We start from the raw sequence: 20,471 nt of genomic DNA on the forward strand, positions 1-20,471 counted from the left end.
CTCAGTGTGATCGCACGCCCCATCACAGGGACTTCCCAGACAGTACTGCCGCGCGCCGCCGCACCCCGCGCGCCACGCCATCGCACGCGCGCAGTGAGGGGCCGGGAGACGGCCTTCACGAGCATCCGGAATCGCTGGGTACGAGCCCTCAGCCCCCTCGTTTAGGGTGGACACATGACGCTCGCCTCCGGTATCGACCGCTCCGAACTCGACCCGAACATCCGACCGCAGAACGATCTGTTCCGGCACGTCAACGGCAGGTGGATCGAGCGCACGGAGATCCCCTCCGACAAGGCCCGTTACGGCTCGTTCTATGTGCTCGCGGAGGAGGCCGAGAGGGCCGTTCGCGACATCATCACCGAGTCGCAGGATGCCCGGCCGGGCACCGAGCAGCGCAAGTTCGGCGACCTCTATGCGAGCTTTCTCGACACCGAGCGCGTGGAGGCCCTCGGCGCCGAGCCGCTGCGGCCGGCGCTCGCCGAGGTCGACGCGATCGGTTCGGTCGACGAGTTCCTGTCGACCCTGGGCCGCCTTGAGCGGCAGGGCGTGAGCGGGCTGTTCCAGCTGTTCGTCGACAACGACCCGGGTCGCCCCGACCGCTACCTGGTGTTCGTCGAGCAGGGCGGCATCGGCCTGCCCGACGAGTCGTACTTCCGTGACGAGAAGTTCGCGCAGATTCGCGAGAAGTACCGCGAATTCGTCGAGCGGATGCTCGTGCTCGCCGGAGTCGACGACGCTGCGGATGCCGCGGCGCGCGTCTTCGAGCTGGAGACCGCGATCGCCGCCCAGCACTGGGACAATGTGCGTTCGCGCGACAGCGAGGCCACCTACAACCTGCGGGCCTGGGCGGATGTCGTCGGCGACCCAGCCGCGGGCGTCGAGCTGGGCGGATGGCTCGCCGCCATGGATCCGCCCGCCGGCAGCTTCGACGAGGTCGTCGTGCGCCAGCCGAGTTTCATCGACGGGGCGCGGGAGCTGCTGACAGCCGACCGCCTGGGGGCCTGGAAGGACTGGCTGCGCTGGCAGGTCATCCGCTCGTCTGCCGCCTATCTCAGCCAGGACTTCGTCGACGCGAACTTCGACTTCTACGGCCGCACTCTCACGGGCACGCCCGAGCTGCGCGCCCGCTGGAAGCGTGGCGTCTCCCTCGTCGAGGGCGCCATGGGTGAGGCTGTGGGCCGCATCTATGTGGAGCGTTTCTTCCCGCCGACCGCGAAGGCGGCCATGGATGTGCTCGTCGAGAACCTTATCGAGGCGTACCGTCAGTCGATCGCGACGCTGCCGTGGATGACGGAGGCGACGCGGGGGCGCGCGCTCGAGAAGCTGGAGAAGTTCACGCCCAAGATCGGCTTCCCCGTGAAGTGGCGCGACTATTCGGCGCTCGAGATCGACGCGGGCGACCTGATCGGCAATGTGCGGGCGACGAGCGAGTTCGAGTTCCAGCGCGAACTCGGCAAGATCGGCAAGCCGCTCGATCGCGACGAGTGGTTCATGACGCCGCAGACGATCAACGCGTACTACAACCCGGGTTTCAACGAGATCGTGTTCCCTGCGGCCATCCTGCAGGCCCCCTTCTTCGATGAGGGCTGGGATGCGGCAGCCAACTACGGTGCGATCGGCGCTGTCATCGGCCACGAGATCGGTCACGGCTTCGACGACCAGGGCTCCAAGTACGACGGCGACGGCCTGCTCACCGACTGGTGGACATCCGAGGATCGCGCGGCGTTCGAGGCGCTCACGGCCTCGCTCATCGCCCAGTACGACGCCCTCGCCCCGCGCCAGACGCCCGAGCATCATGTCAACGGCGCCCTCACGATCGGCGAGAACATCGGCGACCTGGGTGGCCTCGGCATCGCCTGGAAGGCGTACCTGATCTCACTGCAGGGCGAAGAGCCGCCCGTCATCGACGGCCTGACGGGCGCCGAGCGTTTCTTCCTCTCCTGGGCGCAGGCCTGGCAGCTGAAGGCGCGCGATGAGGAGGTCATCCGTCTGCTCTCCATCGACCCCCATTCGCCCAACGAGTTCCGCTGCAACCAGATCGTTCGCAACATCGACGAGTTCTATGAGACGTTTGATGTGACCGAGAACGACGAGCTGTGGCTTGATCCGAACGAGCGCGTCACCATCTGGTAGCGACCCGACGCTGCCGGATGCGCGACGCATGAAGAAGGAGACGTGACGGCCCACACCCGCGATCACTCCCGTCGACGACGCACGACAGATCCGCGACCCGCGCGGCATCGTGGTGCCGACGAGATCGAGAACTTCTCGGCCAGCTTCACCGCGCTCGGTGAGCTGGCCTACGCGGGCGCGCGCGTCTCGGCGAGCGTGCTCGATCTGACGACGGGCCTGCCCCTTCTGTCGATCGATGACCGCATCGCGCTGCCGGCGGCATCCATCGGCAAGGTCCTGCTGCTGGTGGAGGCGTCTGCGCGCATGACGACGCGCGAGGCCTCCGGCTACGGCATCCTCGACAAGACGGCGGATGACCTGGTCGGCGATTCCGGCCTGTGGCGGCGGATGCAGGTGCCCACCCTGCCGATCGGCGACCTCGGCCTGCTCATCGGCAGCGTCAGCGACAATGTGGCCACGAATGTGCTTCTGCGGCAGATCGGCCTCGACGCCGTGCGGGCGCGGGCCGAGTCGCTCGGCCTCAAGCGCACCGCCCTGCTCGATGTCGTGCGCGACAAGAGGGGGCCGGATGATGCGCCGCAGTTCTCGGTCGGGGCGACGGCCGAGCTGGCGTGGCTGTTCTATGCGCTCTCCCGCGGGCAGGTGGTCGATTCGGTGACGAGCCGCCGCGTGCTCGACTGGCTGTCGATGAACCACGACCTGTCGATGGTGGCGAGCGCCTTCGGGCTCGATCCGCTCGCGCACCGGGCGAGCAGCCACGGTCTGCAGCTGATCAACAAGACGGGCAGCGACAACGGCGTGCGGGCGGATGTCGGCCTGCTGCAGGGCAGGTCGGCGGGTGTCGCGTACGCGGTCATCGTGGAGTTCGTCGACTCGAGTCTGCAGCAGAGGCTGCGCGTGCTCGAAGCCATGCGCGCGGTCGGCCACGATCTGCTCGAGTACGTCTACTGACACCTGGCAGGTTGAGGAGCGACGAAGGAGCGTCTCGAAACCTCACCCGCGTGCAACCTCCGGCTGGGAGTTTCCTGATCGCGAGGTCGAATCACGACAGTACGCTTGAAGCACCACTCAACGGAACGGAGTCACCGTGCGAGGCAAGATACTCATCCTGACCGGGGTTGCCGTCGGCTACGTGCTGGGCGCTCGTGCTGGCCGTGAACGCTATGAGCAGATCAAGCGTTTCACCGGCAAGCTCTGGAATGATCCCCGCGTGCAGCACCAGGTGGAGCGCGTCGAGGACTACGCGAAGGACAAGGCGCCGGAGGTGGCCGAGTTCATCGCCGACAATGCCAAAAGGGTCGTTCGCCAGGTGAGCGGCACCGCCGGGTCGTCGTCGAAGGCCAGCACATCGAAGGCCAGCACGGCACGGACCGGTGCGTCGAAGACGAGCGCGTCGAAGACCACCGCGTCGAAGAGCAGCGCGTCACGGTCGGGTGCGTCGAAGTCCGGCAGCACGTCCTCGACCTCATCCAAGTAAGCCCCCCGGCCCAGGCAGGAGGAGCCCATGACCGACTACACGGATCCCGTGAAGCAGGCGCGACCGCGTAAGCGTTCGCTGTTCGAGCTGATCGCGGATGTCCCGCGACTGGTGACCGAGCTGGTGACGGCCGAGATCGAGCAGCTGAAGGCCGAGCTGGTGGCCAAGCTGAAGGCACTCGGCATCGGTGCCGGTCTTCTGGCGGGTGCCGCGATCGTGCTGATGTTCATGATCGGCGTGCTGCTCACGGCTGCGGTGCTCGCGCTGTCGCTGGTCATGCCCGGCTGGGCGGCGGCGCTCGTCGTCGCCGGTGTGCTGCTGCTGGTGGCGGCCATCCTGGCGTGGGTGGGTTATCTGAAACTGAAGGCGGGCATCCCGCCGCTCCCGGTCGACACGATCGAGAGCGTGAAGCGCGATATCGATGTCGTCCGCGGCATCCGAAAGGGAGGAATCTCATGAGCGACACTCAGCAGGCATTCGAGAACGGCAAGAACGCGGTGAAGGATGCGGTGCGCCGCTCCCGTGAGGAGTTGGGCGACACGCTCGACGCGATCGAGGACAAGCTCAACGTGCCCAAGCGCGCGAATGAACTCAAGGAGAGGGCGCAGCGCTCCTACGAGGAGAACCCGGTGCCGTGGATTGTGGGCGCCACGGCGGCGGTCATCGCCATCGGCGGCCTCATCGCCTGGGCGGTATTCAGCGACGACTGAGCCGACGCAGCCCCGCCACCCGAGCGTGATGGGGCGGCGCTCGTTTTTGCTCAGCAAGCCCGGCGGGGCAGTATGGGGGTATGACACCCCTCCGTCCGGCGAAACCGCTCACCGGCCTGCGCGTCCTCGTTCCGCGGGGAGGCAGCTACGGCGAGAATGTGGCCGCCATCCTGCGCAGCTACGGTGCCACGGCGGTGGTCGCCCCCATGATCAATTTCGCGATGCCTGAAGATCCGGCGCCGCTGAGTTCCGCGCTCGAGCGCCTCGAGGCCGGGCACTACGACTGGTTCGTTGTCGCGAGCGGCACGACGGTGGATGTTCTCAACAGCCACGGCGTGCAGATTCCGGATTCGACGCGCATTGCCTGCGTTGGCGAGACGACGAGTGCCGCTCTGTCGCTGGCCGGCTATCCGGTGGACTTCGCGCCGGAGCTCGACAATTCGCTGCGCGGTCTCATCCGTGAGTGGCCCGAGTCGGTGAAGTCGGGCCGCGTGCTCGCCCCGCAGCCTGACCTGTCGGAGCCGAACCTGCTGGAGGGTCTCACCGATCTCGGCCTCGACGTGGACTTCGTGGTTGCGTACCGCACCGTCGGCGTTCAGGTCTCTGAGCGCGTGGCGGCGGATGTCGCATCCGGCCGCATCGGTGCGATCCTGATCAGTTCGGGCAGCGTTGCGCGGCAGGTTCAGGCGCAGCTGGCGCCTCTGCCGGAGAAGACGATCGTCGCCTGTATCGGCCCGCGCACGGCATTCGACGCCCGCGCGGCGGGGCTGACCGTGGATCTCATCGCCGAGTCGCGCACGGCCGAGGCGCTCGTGGAGTCACTCGCCGAGCACATGCTCGTGCACGCCGACGCCTCCGGCTGAGCTCTCACAGGCTGCGTGCCTAGGCTGGGAACATGCGCGCACTGTGGACGACGAAGACCGGTGACACCGTCAGCACCGAACTGACCGAGCTGCCCGACGACACGCTCATGCCGGGCGATGTGACCGTCGATGTCGATTTCTCGAGCATCAACTACAAGGACGGCATGGCCATCATGGGCCGGCCCGGCATCATCCGGAACCACCCCCTCGTACCCGGGATCGACTTCGTCGGCACGGTGGCGGATGCGGCGGCCGGCAGCGGCTTCGCCCCGGGCGACCGGGTCATCCTGAATGGCTGGGGCGTCGGCGAGACCCACCACGGAGGGCTGGCGGAGCGGGCGCGTGTGAAGTCCGAATGGCTGGTTCCGCTTCCGGAGGCGATCTCGCCGCAGAGGGCGGCCGCGATCGGAACGGCCGGCTTCACGGCCATGCTGGCGGTGCTCGCGCTGGAGCGTTCCGGTGCGCTGGAGAACGACGGCAGCGTGCTCGTCACGGGCGCGGCCGGCGGCGTCGGCTCGATCGCCATCGCGGTTCTGTCGAGGCTCGGGCACAGGGTGACGGCGTCGACGGGTCGCCTGGACGAGGCCGACTATCTGCGCTCGCTCGGCGCATCCGACGTCATCGACCGGGCCCAGTTCTCGGAGCCGGGCAAGCCGCTGCAGGAGCAGCGCTGGATTGCGGCTGTCGACTCTGCGGGCGGCAACACCCTCGCGAATGTGCTCGCGCAGTTGGAATACGGCGGCACCGTAGCGGCGTGCGGCCTGGCCGAGAGCGCCGGGCTCCCGTCGACCGTGCTGCCGTTCATCCTGCGCTCGGCGAACCTCATGGGCATCAACTCGGTGAACGCACCTCACGCGCTGCGCGTGCAGGCGTGGGATCGTCTGGCGCGGAATCTCGACCTCGAACTGCTCGACAGCCTGACGACCACGGTCGGACTGACGGATGCGAAGGGTGTCGCCGAGCAGATCCTCGCCGGCCAGGTGCGAGGCCGAACGGTCGTCGACGTGCGCCGCTGACGTCGTATCCGCGTGCGAAAGGTCACTTTCGGCCCTTTGCGGGTATCCGAAAGGGCATTCAGTGACCACTCACGTGCGCGGGTGCGTGAGTGCGTGACTGCGTGGGTGCGTGAGTGCGCGGGTGCGCGGAGGGATGCGCGGAGCGAGTGGGTCAGATCGCGTACGGGGGGCGCTCGCCTGACGTGCCCGTGGCATCCGCCGGGTCACCGCCCAGGTGCACGATGCGGTTCTTCTCGTCGACGTGAACGATCGACGGCACGAACTCGCGGGCCTCATCCGGGCTCATCTGCGCGTAGGCGATGAGGATGACCAGGTCGCCCGGGTGGATCAGATGCGCGGCAGCGCCGTTGATCGAGAGAACGCCGCTGTTCGGCTCGCCCGCGATCGTGTACGTCTCGAGCCGGGCGCCGTTGGTGACGTCGACGATCGAGACCTTCTCGCCGGGCAGAATTCCGGATGCTTCGAGCAGCACGCTGTCGACCGTGACGGAGCCGACATAGTTGAGGTCGGCCTGCGTGACGGTCGCGCGGTGGATCTTCGCATGAAGCATGGTGAGTTGCATGGCCCATTAAGGGTACGGCACCAGAAACGCCGCAGGTTACCCCGTGAGCGAACTGTGATTCCGGATGGCGTCAGCCGAAGAGCAGCGAGGCCTCATCGTAGCGCTCCTGCGGAACGGTCTTGAGCTTGCCGAGGGCATCCTCGAAAGGCACGTCGACGATATCGGTGCCGCGCAGCGCCACCATCTGACCCCAGCGCTTGTCGCGCGCCAGATCGAGAACCGCCATGCCGAGGCGGGTGGCGAGCACCCGGTCGTAGGAGCTGGGCGTTCCGCCGCGCTGGATGTGGCCGAGCGTGGTGGCGCGGGTCTCGATGCCGGTCGCCTCCTCGATCATGGGGGCGAGGTGCTCCCCGATGCCGCCGAGGCGTGGGCGCCCGAAGGCGTCGAGGCCGCGTTCGTGGTGGGTGTCATCCATGGTGTCGAGGGCGAAGCCCTCCGAGACGACGATGAGGGGCGCGCGACCGCGGTCGTTGGCGCTCGTCACCCAGCCGAGGATCTCCTCCATGGAGGTCTTCTGCTCGGGGATGAGGATGGCGTGAGCACCCGCGGCCATACCGGAGTGCAGGGCGATCCAGCCCACGTGACGGCCCATGACCTCAGCGATCATGCACCGCTGGTGGGAGTCGCCGGTCGTGCGCAGACGGTCCATGGCATCCGTCGCGATCTGCACGGCGGTGTCGAAACCGAAGGTGTAGTCGGTCGCCGAGATGTCGTTGTCGATGGTCTTGGGCACGCCGACGATGGGCAGGCCCTCATCGCTGAGGCGCTTGGCCGCGGCGAGGGTGCCCTCGCCGCCGATCGCGATGATCGAGTCGATCTCGTTGCGCTCGAGCACCTCGCTGATGCGATCGACGCCACCGCGGCCCTCGAAGGGGTTCGTGCGCGAGGTTCCGAGGATGGTGCCACCCTGCTTGCTGATGCCCTTCACCTCGTGGCGGCCGAGCGGCACGAGCTCCTCCTCGACGACGCCCCGCCATCCGGCCTTGAAGCCGACGAACTGCTGGCCGTACTCCTTGTCGCCCTTGAGCACGGCACCGCGGATGACCGCGTTCAGCCCGGGTGCATCGCCGCCGCTCGTCAGAATTCCTATGCGCATGACACCCATCTTGGTGGAGTCGAGGCCTGCCGCGCGAGTCGAGCAGCCCCCGTTGCCGAAAAAAGTTCTGGATTTCGACCGCAGGGCGCTGTAGTGTCTGGCCAACGCGACCCGTATCGCGTCCTAGTCGTGTCTGACCTTGGGGGGTTCAAGATGAGCGAGAAGGGCAAGCCTGCGGCATCGCAGGATGTCGACGAGGCGGTTTCGGAATCCGAGACGGATGCCGAGGTTGTGGACACCGGATCCGTCGAGACGATCGACGACGACCTCGACACCTCACCGTCGGTCTTCGACGACAGCATCGATGATGGGGGCCCGAGCGCATCCGCTCGCTCGAAATCGAAGACGCCGGCCATCCTGATCGGTGTGGTCGTGGTCGCGCTGGTCGTCGTCGCCGCCGTCGCGGTGCTCATGTCAGGCATGCTGCAGGGCCCCTGCGACGGGCTGGCGCCGGGTGTGCACAAACTCGACAACGGCACAAAGGTCAGCTGCCGGTAGGTGTAGTGCTGGTTGCTCGCGGGTGAGGTTTCGAGACGCTCGTTCCTCAACCCGCGAGCAACCGTTGCTAGGCGCGGCCGTGGAGCGCCCGCGAGCGGCGCGACAGCGAGTCGATGATGACCGCGAGCAGCAGCACGGCGCCCGTGATCATGTAGCGCACCGACGAGTCGAGGCTGAGCAGGGTGAGCCCGCTCGCGATCGACTGGATGACAACGATGCCCACCAGCGCAGACCAGGCGCTGCCGCGTCCGCCGAAGAGGCTCGTGCCGCCGATGACGGCCGCAGCGATGGCGGTGAGGTTGGTGTCGCCGCCGCCGCTGGACTGGTTGGCCGCCGCGAGGCGCCCCGCCGCGAGCAGGCCGCCGAGTGCGGCGAGCGTCGTCGCTGTGATGAACACGGAGATGTAGACACGGTTGACCCGGATGCCTGCACGCCGTGCCGCTTCGACGTTGCCGCCGACCGCGTAGATGGAGCGCCCGAAGCGGGTGCGGCGCAGTACGTAGTCCATGACGATGACGAGCACCACGAACAGCAGGAACATGAGGCCGATACCGCGGCTGGTGTGCAGGTACCAGGCCGCGAATCCGAGTGCGGCGACGAGCAGCACCCCGCGGATGATGATCTCCGTTGCCGATGTCGAGCTCAGGCCGGCAGCCTCCCTGCGACGGGCGCTGAGCATCCGGGACCCGATGTAGCTGGCACCGGCGACGCCGACGAGCACGTAGGAGAGCCAGGCGGGCAGGAACATCTGCTGCGCGAACTGCACGATCCAGGAGTCGAAGGGGAGGTTGATGGAGCCGAGCTTGCCGAGCACCCACAGCTGGATGCCGAGCACGCCGAGCAGGCCGGCGAGCGTGATCACGAACGTCGGCACCCCGAAGCGGGTGAACAGGAAGGCGTAGAGCCCGCCGAGCAGCGCGCCCACCGCAAGGCCCGCGAGGATCGCGACCGGCAGCGGCCAGCTGAGCTGGGTGAAGCCGACGGCGAGGATCGCGGCGGCGAGTCCGGCGATGGAACCGATCGACAGGTCGATCTGGCCGAGCAGCAGCACGAGCACGACGCCGAGGGCGATCGTGCCGATCGCCGCGCACTGCAGCGCGAGGTTGACCAGGTTCGGCGCCGAGAGGAACGTCGGGTTGAGCACCTGGAACACCGTCCAGATGATGGCGAGGCCCACGATGACGGGAAGTGCCCCGAGGTCGCCGCCGCGGGTGCGGGCGCGGAAGGCCGCCCAGGCGTCGCCGATGCTGCGATTGCCCTGGGCTTCTGCCGGAGTCGCGGGGGTTGAGGTCGTGCTCATGAGGTGGCTCCCTCGCTGCTGTGGGATGAGGCCCGGCGGGTGACGGCGTTGTCTGTTGCGCCGGTGATGGCGGCGATGATCTCCTCGTAGCTGACATCCGACACGCGGAAGTCGCCGTTGTTCTGCCCCAGGCGGAGTACGACAACGCGGTCGGCCACGGCCTGGACATCCGCCATGTTGTGGCTGATGAGTACGACACCGAGGCCGCGCTCGCGCAGGCGCTCGATCAGGTTGAGGACCTCGGCGGTCTGCGCGACGCCGAGGGCGGCCGTCGGCTCGTCGAGGATGATGATCTCGGGGTCGCCCACGAGGGACCTCGCGATGGCGACCGTCTGGCGTTGGCCTCCTGAGAGGGATGCGATGGCGATGCGCACCGAGGGGATCTTGGCGGAGAGTTCACGCAGCAGGGTCCAGGAGCGCTGTTCCATCTCGACCTCGTCGAGGGCGAGCGAGCCGACCTCGCGGCCGAGGAAGAGGTTGGAGACGACATCGAGGTTGTCGCAGAGGGCCAGATCCTGGAAGACGGTCGCAATGCCGAGCTCCTGGGCGACCACCGGGCTCGTGATCGAGACGGGGTGGCCGCGGTGGGAGATCGTGCCGGAGTCGGCGGGGTGCACTCCGGAGAGGATCTTGACGAGGGTCGACTTGCCTGCGCCGTTGTCGCCGACGATGGCGACCACCTCGCCGCGGTAGATGTCGAGCGATACGTCGCTGAGCGCCTGCACGGCGCCGAAGCTCTTGCTGATGCCGCGGAGGGAGACGAGAAGATCATCGTCCTGCGCGGTCGGTGTGGCGGCGGTCACGATGCGTGCCTCTTCCTGGTGGATCCGGATGCGCGAAAGCGCAGCCGAGGTGCGGTCGTCGTACAAGCGGTTGGGGTGCGCCGGGATGGCGCACCCCAACCGGATGGTGGTTACTTGATTCCGGCTGCGGTGCAGGCGGCTGCGTAGTCCGCGGTGCAGATGTCGGAAACCTTGTAGAAGCCGTCCTTCACCACGGTGTCCATGATGTTGTCGAGCGTGACGACGACCGGGTTGAGCAGCGTGGTGGGAACGCCGTTGGTGTCGGCGCTCTCACCCTTCAGTGCCGTGCCGTTGACGACGTCGACCGCGAGCTGCGCGGCCGTCTCGGCCTCGAGCTTGAGGGCCTTGTAGATCGTCATGAACTGGTCACCTGCGACGATGCGCTGGATGGCGGGGAGTTCCGCATCCTGGCCCGTGACGGGCGGCAGCGGGGTGACGCCGGCGGCCTTCATGGCGGCGATGGCGCCACCAGCGGTTCCGTCGTTGGCCGCGTAGACGCCGACAAGCTTGTCACCGAACTGCGTGACCTGTCCGGCCATCCACTCCTGGGCCTTGTCGGGGCTCCAGTCGGGGGTGTCGAACTCTGCGACGACCTTGTAGTCGCTTGCGTCGATGATGTTGTGGGCGCCCTTCTTGAAGAGCGTTGCGTTGTTGTCGGTGGGCGAGCCGTTGATCATGACGATGTCGCCGGATGCGTTGCCGTCGGCGGCGAGCTTGTCAACGAAGGCCTGTCCCTGCAGTTCGCCGACCTTCTCGTTGTCGAACGAGAGGTAGAAGCTGAGGTCGCTGCTGTTGATGAGGCGGTCGTAACTGATGACGGGCACGTCCTGTGCCTTTGCCGAGTTGACGATGCTGGCCGCGGCCGAGGAGTCGACCGGGTCGAGCACCATGACGGCGATGCCCTGCGTGAGTGCGGACTCCGCCTGCTGCTGCTGCTTGGCGGCATCCTGGTCGGCGTTCGAGTAGATGACCTCGCAGTCGGCGCAAAGCTCCTTGACCTTCGCCTCGAAAAGCGGTCGGTCGTAGGCCTCGTAGCGGGTGGTCTTGGACTCGGGAAGGAGAAGGGCGATCTTCTTGGAGCTGTCTCCGGCGCCGTCCCCTCCTGAGCCGTTGTCGGTGGTCGAACAGGCCGTGAGCGTTCCTGCGAGGAGCAGGAGCGCCGATGCTGCGGTCACCGCTCTCTTGGTGGCGATCTTCATTGAAAAACCTCCGGGTATGGCCGCCCTCGTTGGCGGTGAAGCGAGCATCCCACCATAGGCTTCTTGCCGTCAAGTCTTGAAGGCAACGAGTTTGACACCATTCTGAGGGGCACGCCGTGAGAGCGGCGAATCAACGATAACGATGTGGTAACCGAGGAGCTGCGCTGAGCTCAGTCCTCACCGCCGATCTCGACATGGTCGATCGCAAATGCGACCGCACCCAGCACATCCGCCCTCGCGCCATGCTGACTCGGCACGAGCTCCGGCATCGCATCGGGGGCCACGATCACCGAGCGCTCGAGACTGTGCCGCAGCGGGCCGAGCAGCAACTCGCCGGCCTTCGCAAGCTCGCCGCCCACAACGATCCGCTCCGGGTCGACGATGTTGCACAGATTGGCGGTCGCGATGCCGATGTGGCGCCCCGCATCGGCGATCGCCCGGATGCAACGGTCATCGCCCGCCACGGCACGCACGACCACATCGTGCAGCTTCAGACCGCGATGGTAGCCCCGCAGGCCCTCAAGGATGGCGCTGCCGCCGACAAAGGTCTCGAGGCATCCGCGATTGCCGCACCGGCACAGCGCACCGTTCTCATCGATCGTCATGTGACCGAACTCGCCCGCGCTGCCGTTGTGGCCGCGGAACACCGCACCATTGATGACCAGGCCCGCCCCGATACCGTCGTCGATGCCCAGATAGACGGCGTTCGACCTGCCGCGCAACGCACCGGACCGCAACTCCGCCAGTGCGGCGAGATTGGAGTTGTTGTCGACGAAGACGGGCCGTTTGAGACGCTTCTCCATGACCTCGGCGACCGGCACCGCATCCCATCCGCGCAGGATGCCCGTGCGCGAGATGGTGCCCGTGCGCACATCGATGGGGGCAGGGAGCGCGACGCCGACCGCGAGGATCTCGCTCATGCCCGCCTCGACCGACTCGAGCATGTCCGAGATGAGCCGAGCCGCGCGATTGAGCTCGTTGTCGGAACGGTGATCCTTGGCCAACGGAAGGCTGTGCTCGGCGACGATCGTGTGAGCAACATCCGACAGCGCAATGCGCATGTGCCGAGTCGAGAAATGAACTCCGACGACAAGGCCGAGGCCCCGCGCCAGCGTGACATGGCGCGCACGTCGACCGCTGCGCGTGCTGGGAGTCGTGTGAAGAACCCCGGATGCCGAGAGCTCCTTGACGATGTTCGACACGGTCGCCGGCGACAGCCCCGTCGCGCCGGAGAGCTCAACCTGGGTGAGGCCCCCGTGGCGCTTGACGGCATCGACGAGCCTGGCCCTGTTGGCTTCACGAAGTGAAGTCTGGGACCCCGGTGTCGTCCTCTTCGTCGTCACGAGATCAAGATACAGGCACGCAGTGGGGTGAGCGCCACCCCCACTTACGTCACAGCAGCGAGAGAACCACCAGAATGACACCCAGGAGAGGAAGCGCGCCCTGCATCGCGGCCGCCCGGGCGAGCCTGCGGTTGCTCAACAGCAGCACGAGCGCAGCCAACGCCATCGACGCCGCCGCGAACAGTGCCACCGCCACTCCCGCATCCGGCAGCGAGCCCAGCCAGATCAGAACGACACCCACGAGCGCTCCGGCCGCGAGAAACAGGTTGTAGAAACCCTGGTTGTAGGCCATGGGCGCGACCACGTCAGCCTCCTCCTGCGATCGGACGCCGAAACGCCGCCACGTGGACGGCTTGGACCAGAGCACGCTCTCCAGCATGAAGATGGCGATATGGAAGAGGCCGGCGATCGCGATCGCGATCGTGCCCAGCAGCAGGAGCGGGTTCATCCGGTAAGTGTGCATCCGCAGGCGAACCGCGTCAATGCGGATGCTCCGGGCAGGCCGCAGACTCGGCATGCGCCTCGCACACCACCAGCTGCGTTCGGCACGACAGATCGTGGCAGTTGCGCATGCTGCTCGACGGCGCACCGCAGGCATGGCACTCGCCGATCACCGCGGCATCCGGAGAGAACTGCACCGAACCGCGCTTGTCGAACACGTACAGCGAACCCTCCCACAGGCCCGAATCGCCGAATTCCTCGCCGTAGCGGGCGATGCCACCATCCAGCTGGTACACCTCGCTGAACCCGCGCTTCACCATCAGGCTCGACAGGACCTCGCAGCGGATGCCGCCCGTGCAGTAGGTGACGACCGGCGAGCCCTTGAGGTGGTCGTACGCGCCACTGTCGAGTTCGGCGACGAAATCGCGGGTCGCCTCCACATCGGGCACCACAGCATCCGCGAATCGCCCGATCTGAGCCTCGAAAGCATTGCGACCATCGAAGAAGGTGACCTCCTTCTGGGCGACCAGCTCGTGCAGCTGGGCGGGGGTGAGGCGCTCGCCGCCGCCGACCACTCCGCCCTCATCGACCTGCAGCTCGTCGGGGGCGCCGAAGCTGACCAGCTCGGGGCGCACTCGAACGCTGAGCCGCGGAAAATCGTCGCCCGTGCCCTCGCTCCACTTGAAGTCGATGCCCGAGAACGGCGCATACTCGCGGGTCTTGCGCACATAACGCTTCACCGCGGCGAGCTCGCCGCCGACCGTTCCGTTGATGCCGTGCGGGGAGAGCAGGATGCGCCCACCCAGACCCAGCGACTCGCACAGGTCGCGCTGCCACAGGCGGATCGCCTCAGGATCGGCGAGCGGCGTGAAGCAGTAGAACAGCAGGATCTTCGGCACAGACACCACCCGAGTTTAAGCGACAGCGGCAGGACATCGGATGGGCGCCGTTGTGGGGACCCGACAACGCTTTGCCCATTCGGTCGTCACCAGCGTTAGCGTTCTGGCCGTGAACATGTTTCTTCGCACCTTCCTCATCTGGCTGAAGTCCCGCCGCGGCGCGAGGCTCGGAGTGCACGACGTCGGCCGAGTCGCCATGCGGGTCATGCCCAACGACCTCGACACCCTCGGGCACGTCAACAACGGCGTCTACTTCTCGCTCATGGATCTGGGCCGCTTCGACCTGCTGCACCGCTCAGGCGCCTGGGCGCAGATGATGAAGCACGGTATCTATCCGGTTGTCGCGAACGAGACGATGACGTTCCGCAAGTCGCTGCAGCCGTGGCAGCGGTACACCCTCGAGAGCCGCATCGACGGCTACGACGAGAAGGCCGTGTACATCCGACAGCGTTTCGTCGTCGACGGCGAGATCTACGCGGAGGGCTTCGTGCGCGGCCGCTTCCTCAAGCGCAGCGGCGGCACCGTCTCGCTGGGCGAACTCGCGGATGTTCTGGGCGTCGACATCAGCGGACTGCGGCCACCCGAGTGGGTCGCCGACTGGGTCGCCGCCGTCTCACTGCCCGCCACGAAAGCGGCCGCGCCGAGCATCTGGTAGTTCAAGCAGCTGGTGACTCAAGCCGCGCCCGTGGCCATGCGGAGCGGTCAGGCCTCGTCGGTGCCCTCGCCGTTCTCGTCGCGGCGCAGATCTTCGTCGCCCTCCGTGCCGGGCGCGGGCTCGTCAGACGCGGGTCCTCCGAGCGGGGACGTGTCGGACGTGTCGGCCCCCTCGAGGGGAGCGCTGTCGACCTCCTCCGCTGAGGCGAATAGCTTGTCGGCGGCCTTCTTCGACGCCGCCGCAGCATCCGGGTCCCACGCCGCAGCGCCGCCCTGATTCTCGAAGGGGTCGAAGGTCATACAGGCGAGTTAACCAGCAGGTGGCCCGTAGGTAAAGAGACCGGAGGGGTCGTACAGGCGGCGTACAGCATCCAAACGCTCGAAGATGAGCGGCGGCCAGGCGCTCTCGAACGACTCGCGGTCGTGCGGATCGCCCGCGAAATTGATGGTCGTCTCGGGCGACACCCATTCGTCGAGCGAGGCGAGCAGGCCCGCATGGAAGGCGGGAAGCACCGAGTCGAAGAGCGACGGATCGGGAACGCCGATGACGGAGAGCGTGAAACCCGAATCGCGGCCGCCGACAGCCGAACCGCCCGCGACGTCGTGCGCCGCTGCCGCCCCCATGTGGCGAATCTCGACGGCGATCACAGGGCTGTTCGTGCCCGGCCCCACCGCAGCGAGCAGGGCGTCGGCGAAAGCCTGATCGAGGTCATTCAGAAGTGCGCCGGCACTCCACCCGTTGCCCGGCTCATCGGGGTCGTTGTGGATAAGGCGCAACTGCGAGGTCGGCAGCACGCCGATCGCATCGATGAGCGCCGGGGCGAGAGCGCGCAGCGGGGCGGCAAGCCTGCGGCCCTCTGCCTCATCGCCGGGATGGGCGAACCGCAGAGTGAGCACGCGGCGACCCCGCAACGGTTCCGGAACAGCCTCGAATGCCGGAAAGTTCACCACCGCCACCGACGTCGTCACCGAGTCGTCAGCCGAAGAAGACCACTCGATCCAGCCGCGCAGGGCCGCCTCGATGTGCTCCTCGGCGAAGAAAAGCGAGCCCGCATAGACAGACTCCAACGGCACCAATTCCAGTCGCATCTCTGTGACGACACCGAGCCCGCCCTTGCCGCCGCGCAGAGCCCAGAACAGATCCGGATGCTCCGCGGCATTCGCCTCGACCACGTCGCCGCTCGCCGTCACAACGGTGAAACCGCGCACCCAGTCGCTCGAGACGCCGTGGCTGCGTGCGAGCGGGCCGAGCCCGCCGCCCAGGATGTAACCGACGGCGCCCACCGTGACAGACGACCCCGGGATGCCGGTGAGACCGTGCGGCGCTGCCGCGGCGGTCACATCGGCCCAGTTCGCACCCGCGCCGATCGAGGCGATGCGAGTCTCGGGATCGACCGAGACCGCGTTCAGACGTCGGGTGACCAGCAGCACCCCATCGGAGATCGGGTGATGGGTGCCATGGCCCGTCGCGTGGATGCGGAGGGGGAGGGAGTTCGCAGCGGCGAAGCGGACCGCCTCGACGACATCCGCCTGCGAGTTTGCGCCCACCGCGACATCCGGAATCAAGGGAATCGCAAGATTGAACCCGGCCACCTCCTGCGCGAAGCCCTCATCGGACGGAGTCAGGACCGGGCCGGAGACCCGGGAGGCGAGTGCGGCGACGAGATCAGGAGAAAGGGCGGGAGGGTTCGCGGGCATGGGGACACGGTAGCCCCTGGCGCCGACACTCAGAAGGGGTTTCGAGGCGATCTCGGAGAACACGCGGTATGGCCCCCGAAAGTGGGGCGTGAGACATCCGTTCTCAGGAAACCGCCAGTACCCTGTCAACCATGCAGCAGTCTGCTTCGCAGCCCCCCGTCCGCGCAGCCGAACTCGCCGACGTGACAATCGACACCGTCCGTCGCTGGTTGGCGGAAAGCGCCGACACCGTCGCCGACCCCTCCGCCGAGCGCCTCTCCGGGCTGCTCAAGGACCCCCACGGCCTCGACTTCACCATCGGGTTCGTCGACCGCGTCATCCGGCCATCCGACCTGCGCGTCGCCGGACGCAACTTCGAACGCCTCTCACGGCGGGTGCCCCGCTTCCTGCCCCTGTGGATGCGCATCTTCATCCAGCTGGGCGGCGGATTCGCGGTTCTGTTGCCGTGGTTCGTCGTGCCCATCGCCCGCGCCGTGTTCCGCAGGATGGTCGGCCACCTCGTGCTCGACGCCGACCCGCGCCACCTCGACAAGCGCCTACAGCAACTGCGCAGCACAGGCGTGCGCCTCGGCATCAACCTGCTCGGTGAGGCCGTGCTCGGTGAAGCAGAAGCCGACCGCAGACTCGCCGGCGCCTTCGAACTGCTCGGCCGCCACGACGTCGACTACGTCTCCGTCAAGGTCTCCGCCATCGCAGGCAAAGCCAACCTGTGGGCCTACGACGAGACAGTGCGGCGGGTCGTCGACAGGCTCACGCCGCTGTACGAATTCGCCGCGAACTCCCCGTCGACCAAATTCGTGAACCTCGACATGGAGGAATTCCGCGACCTCGACCTCACCATCGACGTCTTCACAACCCTGCTCGAGAAACCCGGGCTCGAACGACTCGAAGCCGGAATCGTCGTACAGGCCTACCTGCCCGACGCACTCGGAGCCCAGCAACGCCTCACCGAATGGGCGACCGCGCGCCGTGCTGCAGGCGGTGCGGGCATCCGGGTACGCCTCGTGAAAGGCGCCAACCTGGCCATGGAGCGGGTTGACGCCGAACTGCACGACTGGCCGCTCGCCACCCTGCCCAGCAAACTCGACACCGACGCCAACTACAAGAGAATGCTCGACTGGGCGCTCACTCCCGAACGCACGGATGCGGTGCGCATCGGCGTCGCAGGTCACAACCTCTTCGACGTGGCCTTCGCCTGGCAGCTGGCCCAGGCGCGAAGCGTCATCGGCCGCATCGAATTCGAGATGCTGCTCGGCATGGCACCCGCCCAGGCCGACGTCGTGCGACGGCACGTCGGCGGGGTACTGCTGTACACGCCCGTGGTGCGCTCCGCCGAATTCGGGTCGGCGATCGCCTACCTCGTGCGCAGGCTCGAAGAGAACGCCAGCGACGACAACTTCATGTCCGCAGTCTTCTCGCTCGCCGACGACAGCACGCTCTTCGACCGCGAAGCGGGCCGCTTCAGGGCCTCACTCGCCCGCCTCGACGAACCCGTCGCCGCCACCAACCGCACCCAGGACCGATCCAACCCGGTCGACGAAGTGCTCGGCAAGAGCAGCGAAGACTTCAGCAACAGCGCCGACACCGACCCCTCCATCGCCGCCAACAGGGCGTGGGGGCGCCAACTGCTGTACCGCGCGGGCAGCTCCGGTCTGGGCGGCGCGCTCGTGACAGCATCCGCAGTGCACGACGAAGCAGCGCTCGAACGGGTCATCGAATCACGGATGCGCGCAGGCGCGGCCTGGGCGGAACGGCCCGCAACAGAAAGGGCCGGGCTGCTGCGCGAAGCCGCCCCCGTGCTCGCCGCCTACAGGGGCCGCTTCATCGAGACCCTCGTCTCCGAAGTCGGCAGCACCCTCGCCGAAGCCGACATCGAAGCCAGCGGCGCGGTCGACCTGGCCCACTACTACGCGCTCCTCGCGCCCGGCCTCGAACAGGTCGAGAACGCCGAGTTCGAACCCGGCACGCTCACCGTCGTCGCGCCATCCGCCATCACCCCCATCGCCGACACCGCAGGGGCGGCGCTCGCCGCGCTCGCCGCTGGCAGCGCCGTCATCGTTCTGCCCGCGCACCAGGCGCGCCGCAGCGCCGCGATCGTCGTCGAAGCCCTCCACGAGGCGGGCGCCCACCCCGAGCTGCTGTCGCTCGTCGTGCCGGAGAAACCCGAACTCGCCCGCGCCCTCGTCGCGCACCCCTCAGCGCAGAACATGGTGTTCAGCGGCGACGCGGACTCGGTGCGCCTGATGCGCTCCTGGCGGCCCGACCGACCGCCGCTCGCGCAGCCGGGCGGGGTCAACTCGATCATCGTCACACCCAGCGCCGACCCCGACCTCGCCGTCGCCGACCTCGTCGCCAGTGCATACGGGCACGCCGGGCAGGGCCGCGACAGCGTGAAACTCGCCATCCTCGTCGGATCGGTCGCCGAATCGCAGAGCTTCCGGCGGCAACTCGTCGACGCCGCATCCACCCGCAGACCCGGCCCCGCAAACGAAGCGACGACCGGCATCGGGCCGCTCATCGACCCCGCCCGCGGAGGCGCGCTCAGCGCCCTCACCACGCTCGACGGAGAAGAAACCTGGCTGCTGCGGCCCACCCAAACCGACGACGAGGCGCGGCACTGGTCGCCCGGCATCCGCGACGGCGTCACACCCGACGCCGCCTTCGCCCGCAGCGCCCCACCCGTGCCCGTTCTCGGCCTCGTGGCCGTCGAAACCCTCGAAGAGGCCATCGAAGTACAGGCGGCCGGGCGCGGCACAGTCGCCGGCATCCACTCGCTCGACGCCGAAGAGATCGCCTACTGGGTCGACCGGGTCGACAGCGGAACCGTCGTCGTCAACCGCGCCACAACAGGCCTGCAGGTGGGCCGGCAGCCCATCGGCGGATGGCGCGGCGCCGGCCACGCAGCCGGCGGACCAGACCACCTGCTCAGCTACGGCCAATGGAGGCCCGTCTTCGCGGAACCCCGACAGAACGTGCTCCTCAGCGGCGTCGACGACCAAGCCAGACGCATCATCGAGGCCGCACAGCCAGCGATGGGCTTCGCCGAATTCGACCTCGTGCGCGCCGGCGCCGAAAGCGACGAAATCGCCTGGCAGCAGCACTACGCCGCCACCGACCCGGCCGGGCTCACCGCACAGCGCAACGTGCAGCGGTACCTGCCCGCGCCCACCACCATCCGGCTCGCAGAAGGCGCCTCCCAGGCGCAGCTCGTGCGCGTCATCGCGGCAGCTGCACGGGCGGGCGCCCCGATCTCCATCAGCAGCGCCGAACCGATCGCTTCCGGCCTTGTGACCGCATTCGGGCATCCGGCGGCACCCGTTCGCGTCGACAGCGTCGTGATCGAAACGGATGCGCGCTGGCACGCCAGACTTCAGGCCGGCGACGTGCGCACCCCGCACATCCGCCTCATCGGCGGCGATGCCGGCGCGACCGCCACAGTGCTCGCCGCCGCGCCCGAGGTGGCGCTGTTCGCGGGGCCCGTCACCACATCCGGCAGGCTCGAACTGCTGCCGTTCCTGCGCGCACAATCCGTCAGCATCACCGCACACCGCTACGGCAACCCCGACCCCGAGATGGCGCTGCTCGAGTTCTAGGAGGGGCGCTCGTTCCTCGCTCCCCAACCCGCCGGTGAGTCCGCTGGTCGAGGGATCGCGCCCCAGCGCGATCGTCTCGAGACCGGCACCAACGGGTTGCCCGCGGGCGACGCATCCACCCGACACTTCGCGACATGCCTGTACTCGTCTGAGGGGCGGGTGTGTCGCCAAGTGTCCGGTGGGCGA

At 67.7% G+C, this 20,471-nt stretch carries 20 protein-coding genes; 9 read left to right on the forward strand and 11 right to left on the reverse strand.

The genetic code is table 11. The features are described 5' to 3' along the window. Positions 1-174: 174 nt before the first annotated feature. Complete coding sequence (locus FB562_RS13370) at positions 175-2,133, forward strand: M13 family metallopeptidase (RefSeq protein ID WP_141881798.1); 1,959 nt, start codon at positions 175-177, stop codon at positions 2,131-2,133. Positions 2,134-2,175: 42 nt separating this feature from the next. Next, complete coding sequence (locus tag FB562_RS13375) at positions 2,176-3,084, forward strand: serine hydrolase (RefSeq protein WP_141881799.1); 909 nt, start codon at positions 2,176-2,178, stop codon at positions 3,082-3,084. 288 nt (positions 3,085-3,372) lie between these two features. Here the strand turns inward: FB562_RS13375 and FB562_RS13690 are convergent, their stop codons facing one another. Next, a complete protein-coding gene (locus FB562_RS13690; protein ID WP_185740590.1) occupies positions 3,373-3,606 on the reverse strand; it encodes a hypothetical protein in 234 nt (77 codons plus the stop codon). A gap of 31 nt (positions 3,607-3,637) precedes the next feature. On the opposite strand from FB562_RS13690, the gene FB562_RS13385 reads away from it, so the two are divergent. The 4 genes from FB562_RS13385 to acuI all read left to right on the forward strand — a co-directional run bounded on the left by FB562_RS13385 (position 3,638) and on the right by acuI (position 6,199). Continuing rightward, a complete protein-coding gene (locus tag FB562_RS13385; RefSeq protein WP_141881801.1) occupies positions 3,638-4,069 on the forward strand; it encodes a phage holin family protein in 432 nt (143 codons plus the stop codon). After that, positions 4,066-4,320: a DUF3618 domain-containing protein gene (locus tag FB562_RS13390; protein WP_141881802.1), complete on the forward strand. Its 255-nt coding sequence runs from the start codon at positions 4,066-4,068 to the stop codon at positions 4,318-4,320. The genes FB562_RS13385 and FB562_RS13390 overlap by 4 nt, the downstream gene beginning before the upstream one ends. Before the next feature lie 80 nt (positions 4,321-4,400). Beyond that, positions 4,401-5,183, forward strand: a complete 783-nt coding sequence (locus FB562_RS13395; protein ID WP_141881803.1) for a uroporphyrinogen-III synthase — start codon at positions 4,401-4,403, stop codon at positions 5,181-5,183. A gap of 32 nt (positions 5,184-5,215) precedes the next feature. Continuing rightward, positions 5,216-6,199 carry an acrylyl-CoA reductase (NADPH) gene (gene acuI / locus FB562_RS13400; RefSeq protein WP_141881804.1) on the forward strand — a complete coding sequence of 328 codons (984 nt, stop codon included), beginning with the start codon at positions 5,216-5,218 and terminating at the stop codon, positions 6,197-6,199. A 151-nt stretch (positions 6,200-6,350) separates the two neighbouring features. On the opposite strand, the gene panD is transcribed toward acuI, so the two are convergent. Together panD and FB562_RS13410 are read right to left on the reverse strand one after the other, a co-directional pair. After that, entirely contained in the window at positions 6,351-6,761 is a 411-nt protein-coding gene (gene panD / locus FB562_RS13405) for an aspartate 1-decarboxylase (RefSeq protein ID WP_141881805.1), read from the reverse strand. A 70-nt stretch (positions 6,762-6,831) separates the two neighbouring features. Then, positions 6,832-7,857, reverse strand: a complete 1,026-nt coding sequence (locus FB562_RS13410) for a 6-phosphofructokinase (protein ID WP_141881806.1) — start codon at positions 7,855-7,857, stop codon at positions 6,832-6,834. Between the two features lie 129 nt (positions 7,858-7,986). Between FB562_RS13410 and FB562_RS13415 the strand changes: the two genes are divergently transcribed. Further along, positions 7,987-8,355, forward strand: coding sequence for a hypothetical protein (locus tag FB562_RS13415; RefSeq protein WP_141881807.1), 369 nt, complete (start codon positions 7,987-7,989; stop codon positions 8,353-8,355). A gap of 67 nt (positions 8,356-8,422) precedes the next feature. Here the strand turns inward: FB562_RS13415 and FB562_RS13420 are convergent, their stop codons facing one another. The 6 genes from FB562_RS13420 to trhO form a co-directional block, all read right to left on the reverse strand. Continuing rightward, positions 8,423-9,655 (reverse strand): sugar ABC transporter permease, encoded by a 1,233-nt coding sequence (locus FB562_RS13420; protein ID WP_141881808.1) that lies wholly within the window; start codon positions 9,653-9,655, stop codon positions 8,423-8,425. Next, on the reverse strand, positions 9,652-10,458 hold the full coding sequence (locus FB562_RS13425) for an ATP-binding cassette domain-containing protein (protein ID WP_141881809.1): 807 nt from the start codon (positions 10,456-10,458) through the stop codon (positions 9,652-9,654). The genes FB562_RS13420 and FB562_RS13425 overlap by 4 nt, the downstream gene beginning before the upstream one ends. Positions 10,459-10,568: 110 nt before the next feature. Continuing rightward, positions 10,569-11,657 carry an ABC transporter substrate-binding protein gene (locus tag FB562_RS13430; RefSeq protein ID WP_141881810.1) on the reverse strand — a complete coding sequence of 363 codons (1,089 nt, stop codon included), beginning with the start codon at positions 11,655-11,657 and terminating at the stop codon, positions 10,569-10,571. A gap of 170 nt (positions 11,658-11,827) precedes the next feature. Next, complete coding sequence (locus FB562_RS13435; protein ID WP_141881811.1) at positions 11,828-13,000, reverse strand: ROK family transcriptional regulator; 1,173 nt, start codon at positions 12,998-13,000, stop codon at positions 11,828-11,830. A 49-nt stretch (positions 13,001-13,049) separates the two neighbouring features. Further along, positions 13,050-13,448 carry a DUF1304 domain-containing protein gene (locus FB562_RS13440; protein WP_141881812.1) on the reverse strand — a complete coding sequence of 133 codons (399 nt, stop codon included), beginning with the start codon at positions 13,446-13,448 and terminating at the stop codon, positions 13,050-13,052. Between the two features lie 31 nt (positions 13,449-13,479). Beyond that, positions 13,480-14,346 (reverse strand): oxygen-dependent tRNA uridine(34) hydroxylase TrhO, encoded by an 867-nt coding sequence (trhO, locus tag FB562_RS13445; RefSeq protein WP_141881813.1) that lies wholly within the window; start codon positions 14,344-14,346, stop codon positions 13,480-13,482. A 109-nt stretch (positions 14,347-14,455) separates the two neighbouring features. On the opposite strand from trhO, the gene FB562_RS13450 reads away from it, so the two are divergent. Continuing rightward, complete coding sequence (locus FB562_RS13450; protein ID WP_185740591.1) at positions 14,456-14,995, forward strand: thioesterase family protein; 540 nt, start codon at positions 14,456-14,458, stop codon at positions 14,993-14,995. 47 nt (positions 14,996-15,042) lie between these two features. Here FB562_RS13450 and FB562_RS13455 read toward each other — a convergent pair whose 3' ends face one another. Together FB562_RS13455 and FB562_RS13460 are read right to left on the reverse strand one after the other, a co-directional pair. Continuing rightward, entirely contained in the window at positions 15,043-15,294 is a 252-nt protein-coding gene (locus FB562_RS13455; protein WP_141881815.1) for a hypothetical protein, read from the reverse strand. 9 nt (positions 15,295-15,303) lie between these two features. Continuing rightward, positions 15,304-16,692 carry an FAD-binding oxidoreductase gene (locus tag FB562_RS13460; RefSeq protein ID WP_141881816.1) on the reverse strand — a complete coding sequence of 463 codons (1,389 nt, stop codon included), beginning with the start codon at positions 16,690-16,692 and terminating at the stop codon, positions 15,304-15,306. Between the two features lie 131 nt (positions 16,693-16,823). On the opposite strand from FB562_RS13460, the gene FB562_RS13465 reads away from it, so the two are divergent. Beyond that, a complete protein-coding gene (locus FB562_RS13465; RefSeq protein WP_141881817.1) occupies positions 16,824-20,285 on the forward strand; it encodes a proline dehydrogenase family protein in 3,462 nt (1,153 codons plus the stop codon). Positions 20,286-20,471 lie beyond the last annotated feature (186 nt).

The sequence above is a fragment of the Homoserinimonas aerilata genome (assembly GCF_006716125.1).
Taxonomy (GTDB): Bacteria; Actinomycetota; Actinomycetes; order Actinomycetales; family Microbacteriaceae; genus Homoserinimonas; species Homoserinimonas aerilata.

Bases quoted from the DNA above. Each gene is read 5' to 3' on its own strand.
- FB562_RS13440 (WP_141881812.1), bottom strand. From the start codon at position 13,448: ATGAACCCGCTCCTGCTGCTGGGCACGATCGCGATCGCGATCGCCGGC.
- FB562_RS13385 (WP_141881801.1), top strand. From the start codon at position 3,638: ATGACCGACTACACGGATCCCGTGAAGCAGGCGCGACCGCGTAAGCGT.
- panD (WP_141881805.1), bottom strand. From the start codon at position 6,761: ATGCAACTCACCATGCTTCATGCGAAGATCCACCGCGCGACCGTCACG.
- FB562_RS13455 (WP_141881815.1), bottom strand. From the start codon at position 15,294: ATGACCTTCGACCCCTTCGAGAATCAGGGCGGCGCTGCGGCGTGGGAC.
- FB562_RS13460 (WP_141881816.1), bottom strand. From the start codon at position 16,692: ATGCCCGCGAACCCTCCCGCCCTTTCTCCTGATCTCGTCGCCGCACTC.
- FB562_RS13450 (WP_185740591.1), top strand. From the start codon at position 14,456: ATGTTTCTTCGCACCTTCCTCATCTGGCTGAAGTCCCGCCGCGGCGCG.
- FB562_RS13430 (WP_141881810.1), bottom strand. From the start codon at position 11,657: ATGAAGATCGCCACCAAGAGAGCGGTGACCGCAGCATCGGCGCTCCTG.
- FB562_RS13465 (WP_141881817.1), top strand. From the start codon at position 16,824: ATGCAGCAGTCTGCTTCGCAGCCCCCCGTCCGCGCAGCCGAACTCGCC.
- acuI (WP_141881804.1), top strand. From the start codon at position 5,216: ATGCGCGCACTGTGGACGACGAAGACCGGTGACACCGTCAGCACCGAA.
- FB562_RS13410 (WP_141881806.1), bottom strand. From the start codon at position 7,857: ATGCGCATAGGAATTCTGACGAGCGGCGGCGATGCACCCGGGCTGAAC.
- FB562_RS13370 (WP_141881798.1), top strand. From the start codon at position 175: ATGACGCTCGCCTCCGGTATCGACCGCTCCGAACTCGACCCGAACATC.
- FB562_RS13395 (WP_141881803.1), top strand. From the start codon at position 4,401: ATGACACCCCTCCGTCCGGCGAAACCGCTCACCGGCCTGCGCGTCCTC.
- FB562_RS13420 (WP_141881808.1), bottom strand. From the start codon at position 9,655: ATGAGCACGACCTCAACCCCCGCGACTCCGGCAGAAGCCCAGGGCAAT.
- FB562_RS13390 (WP_141881802.1), top strand. From the start codon at position 4,066: ATGAGCGACACTCAGCAGGCATTCGAGAACGGCAAGAACGCGGTGAAG.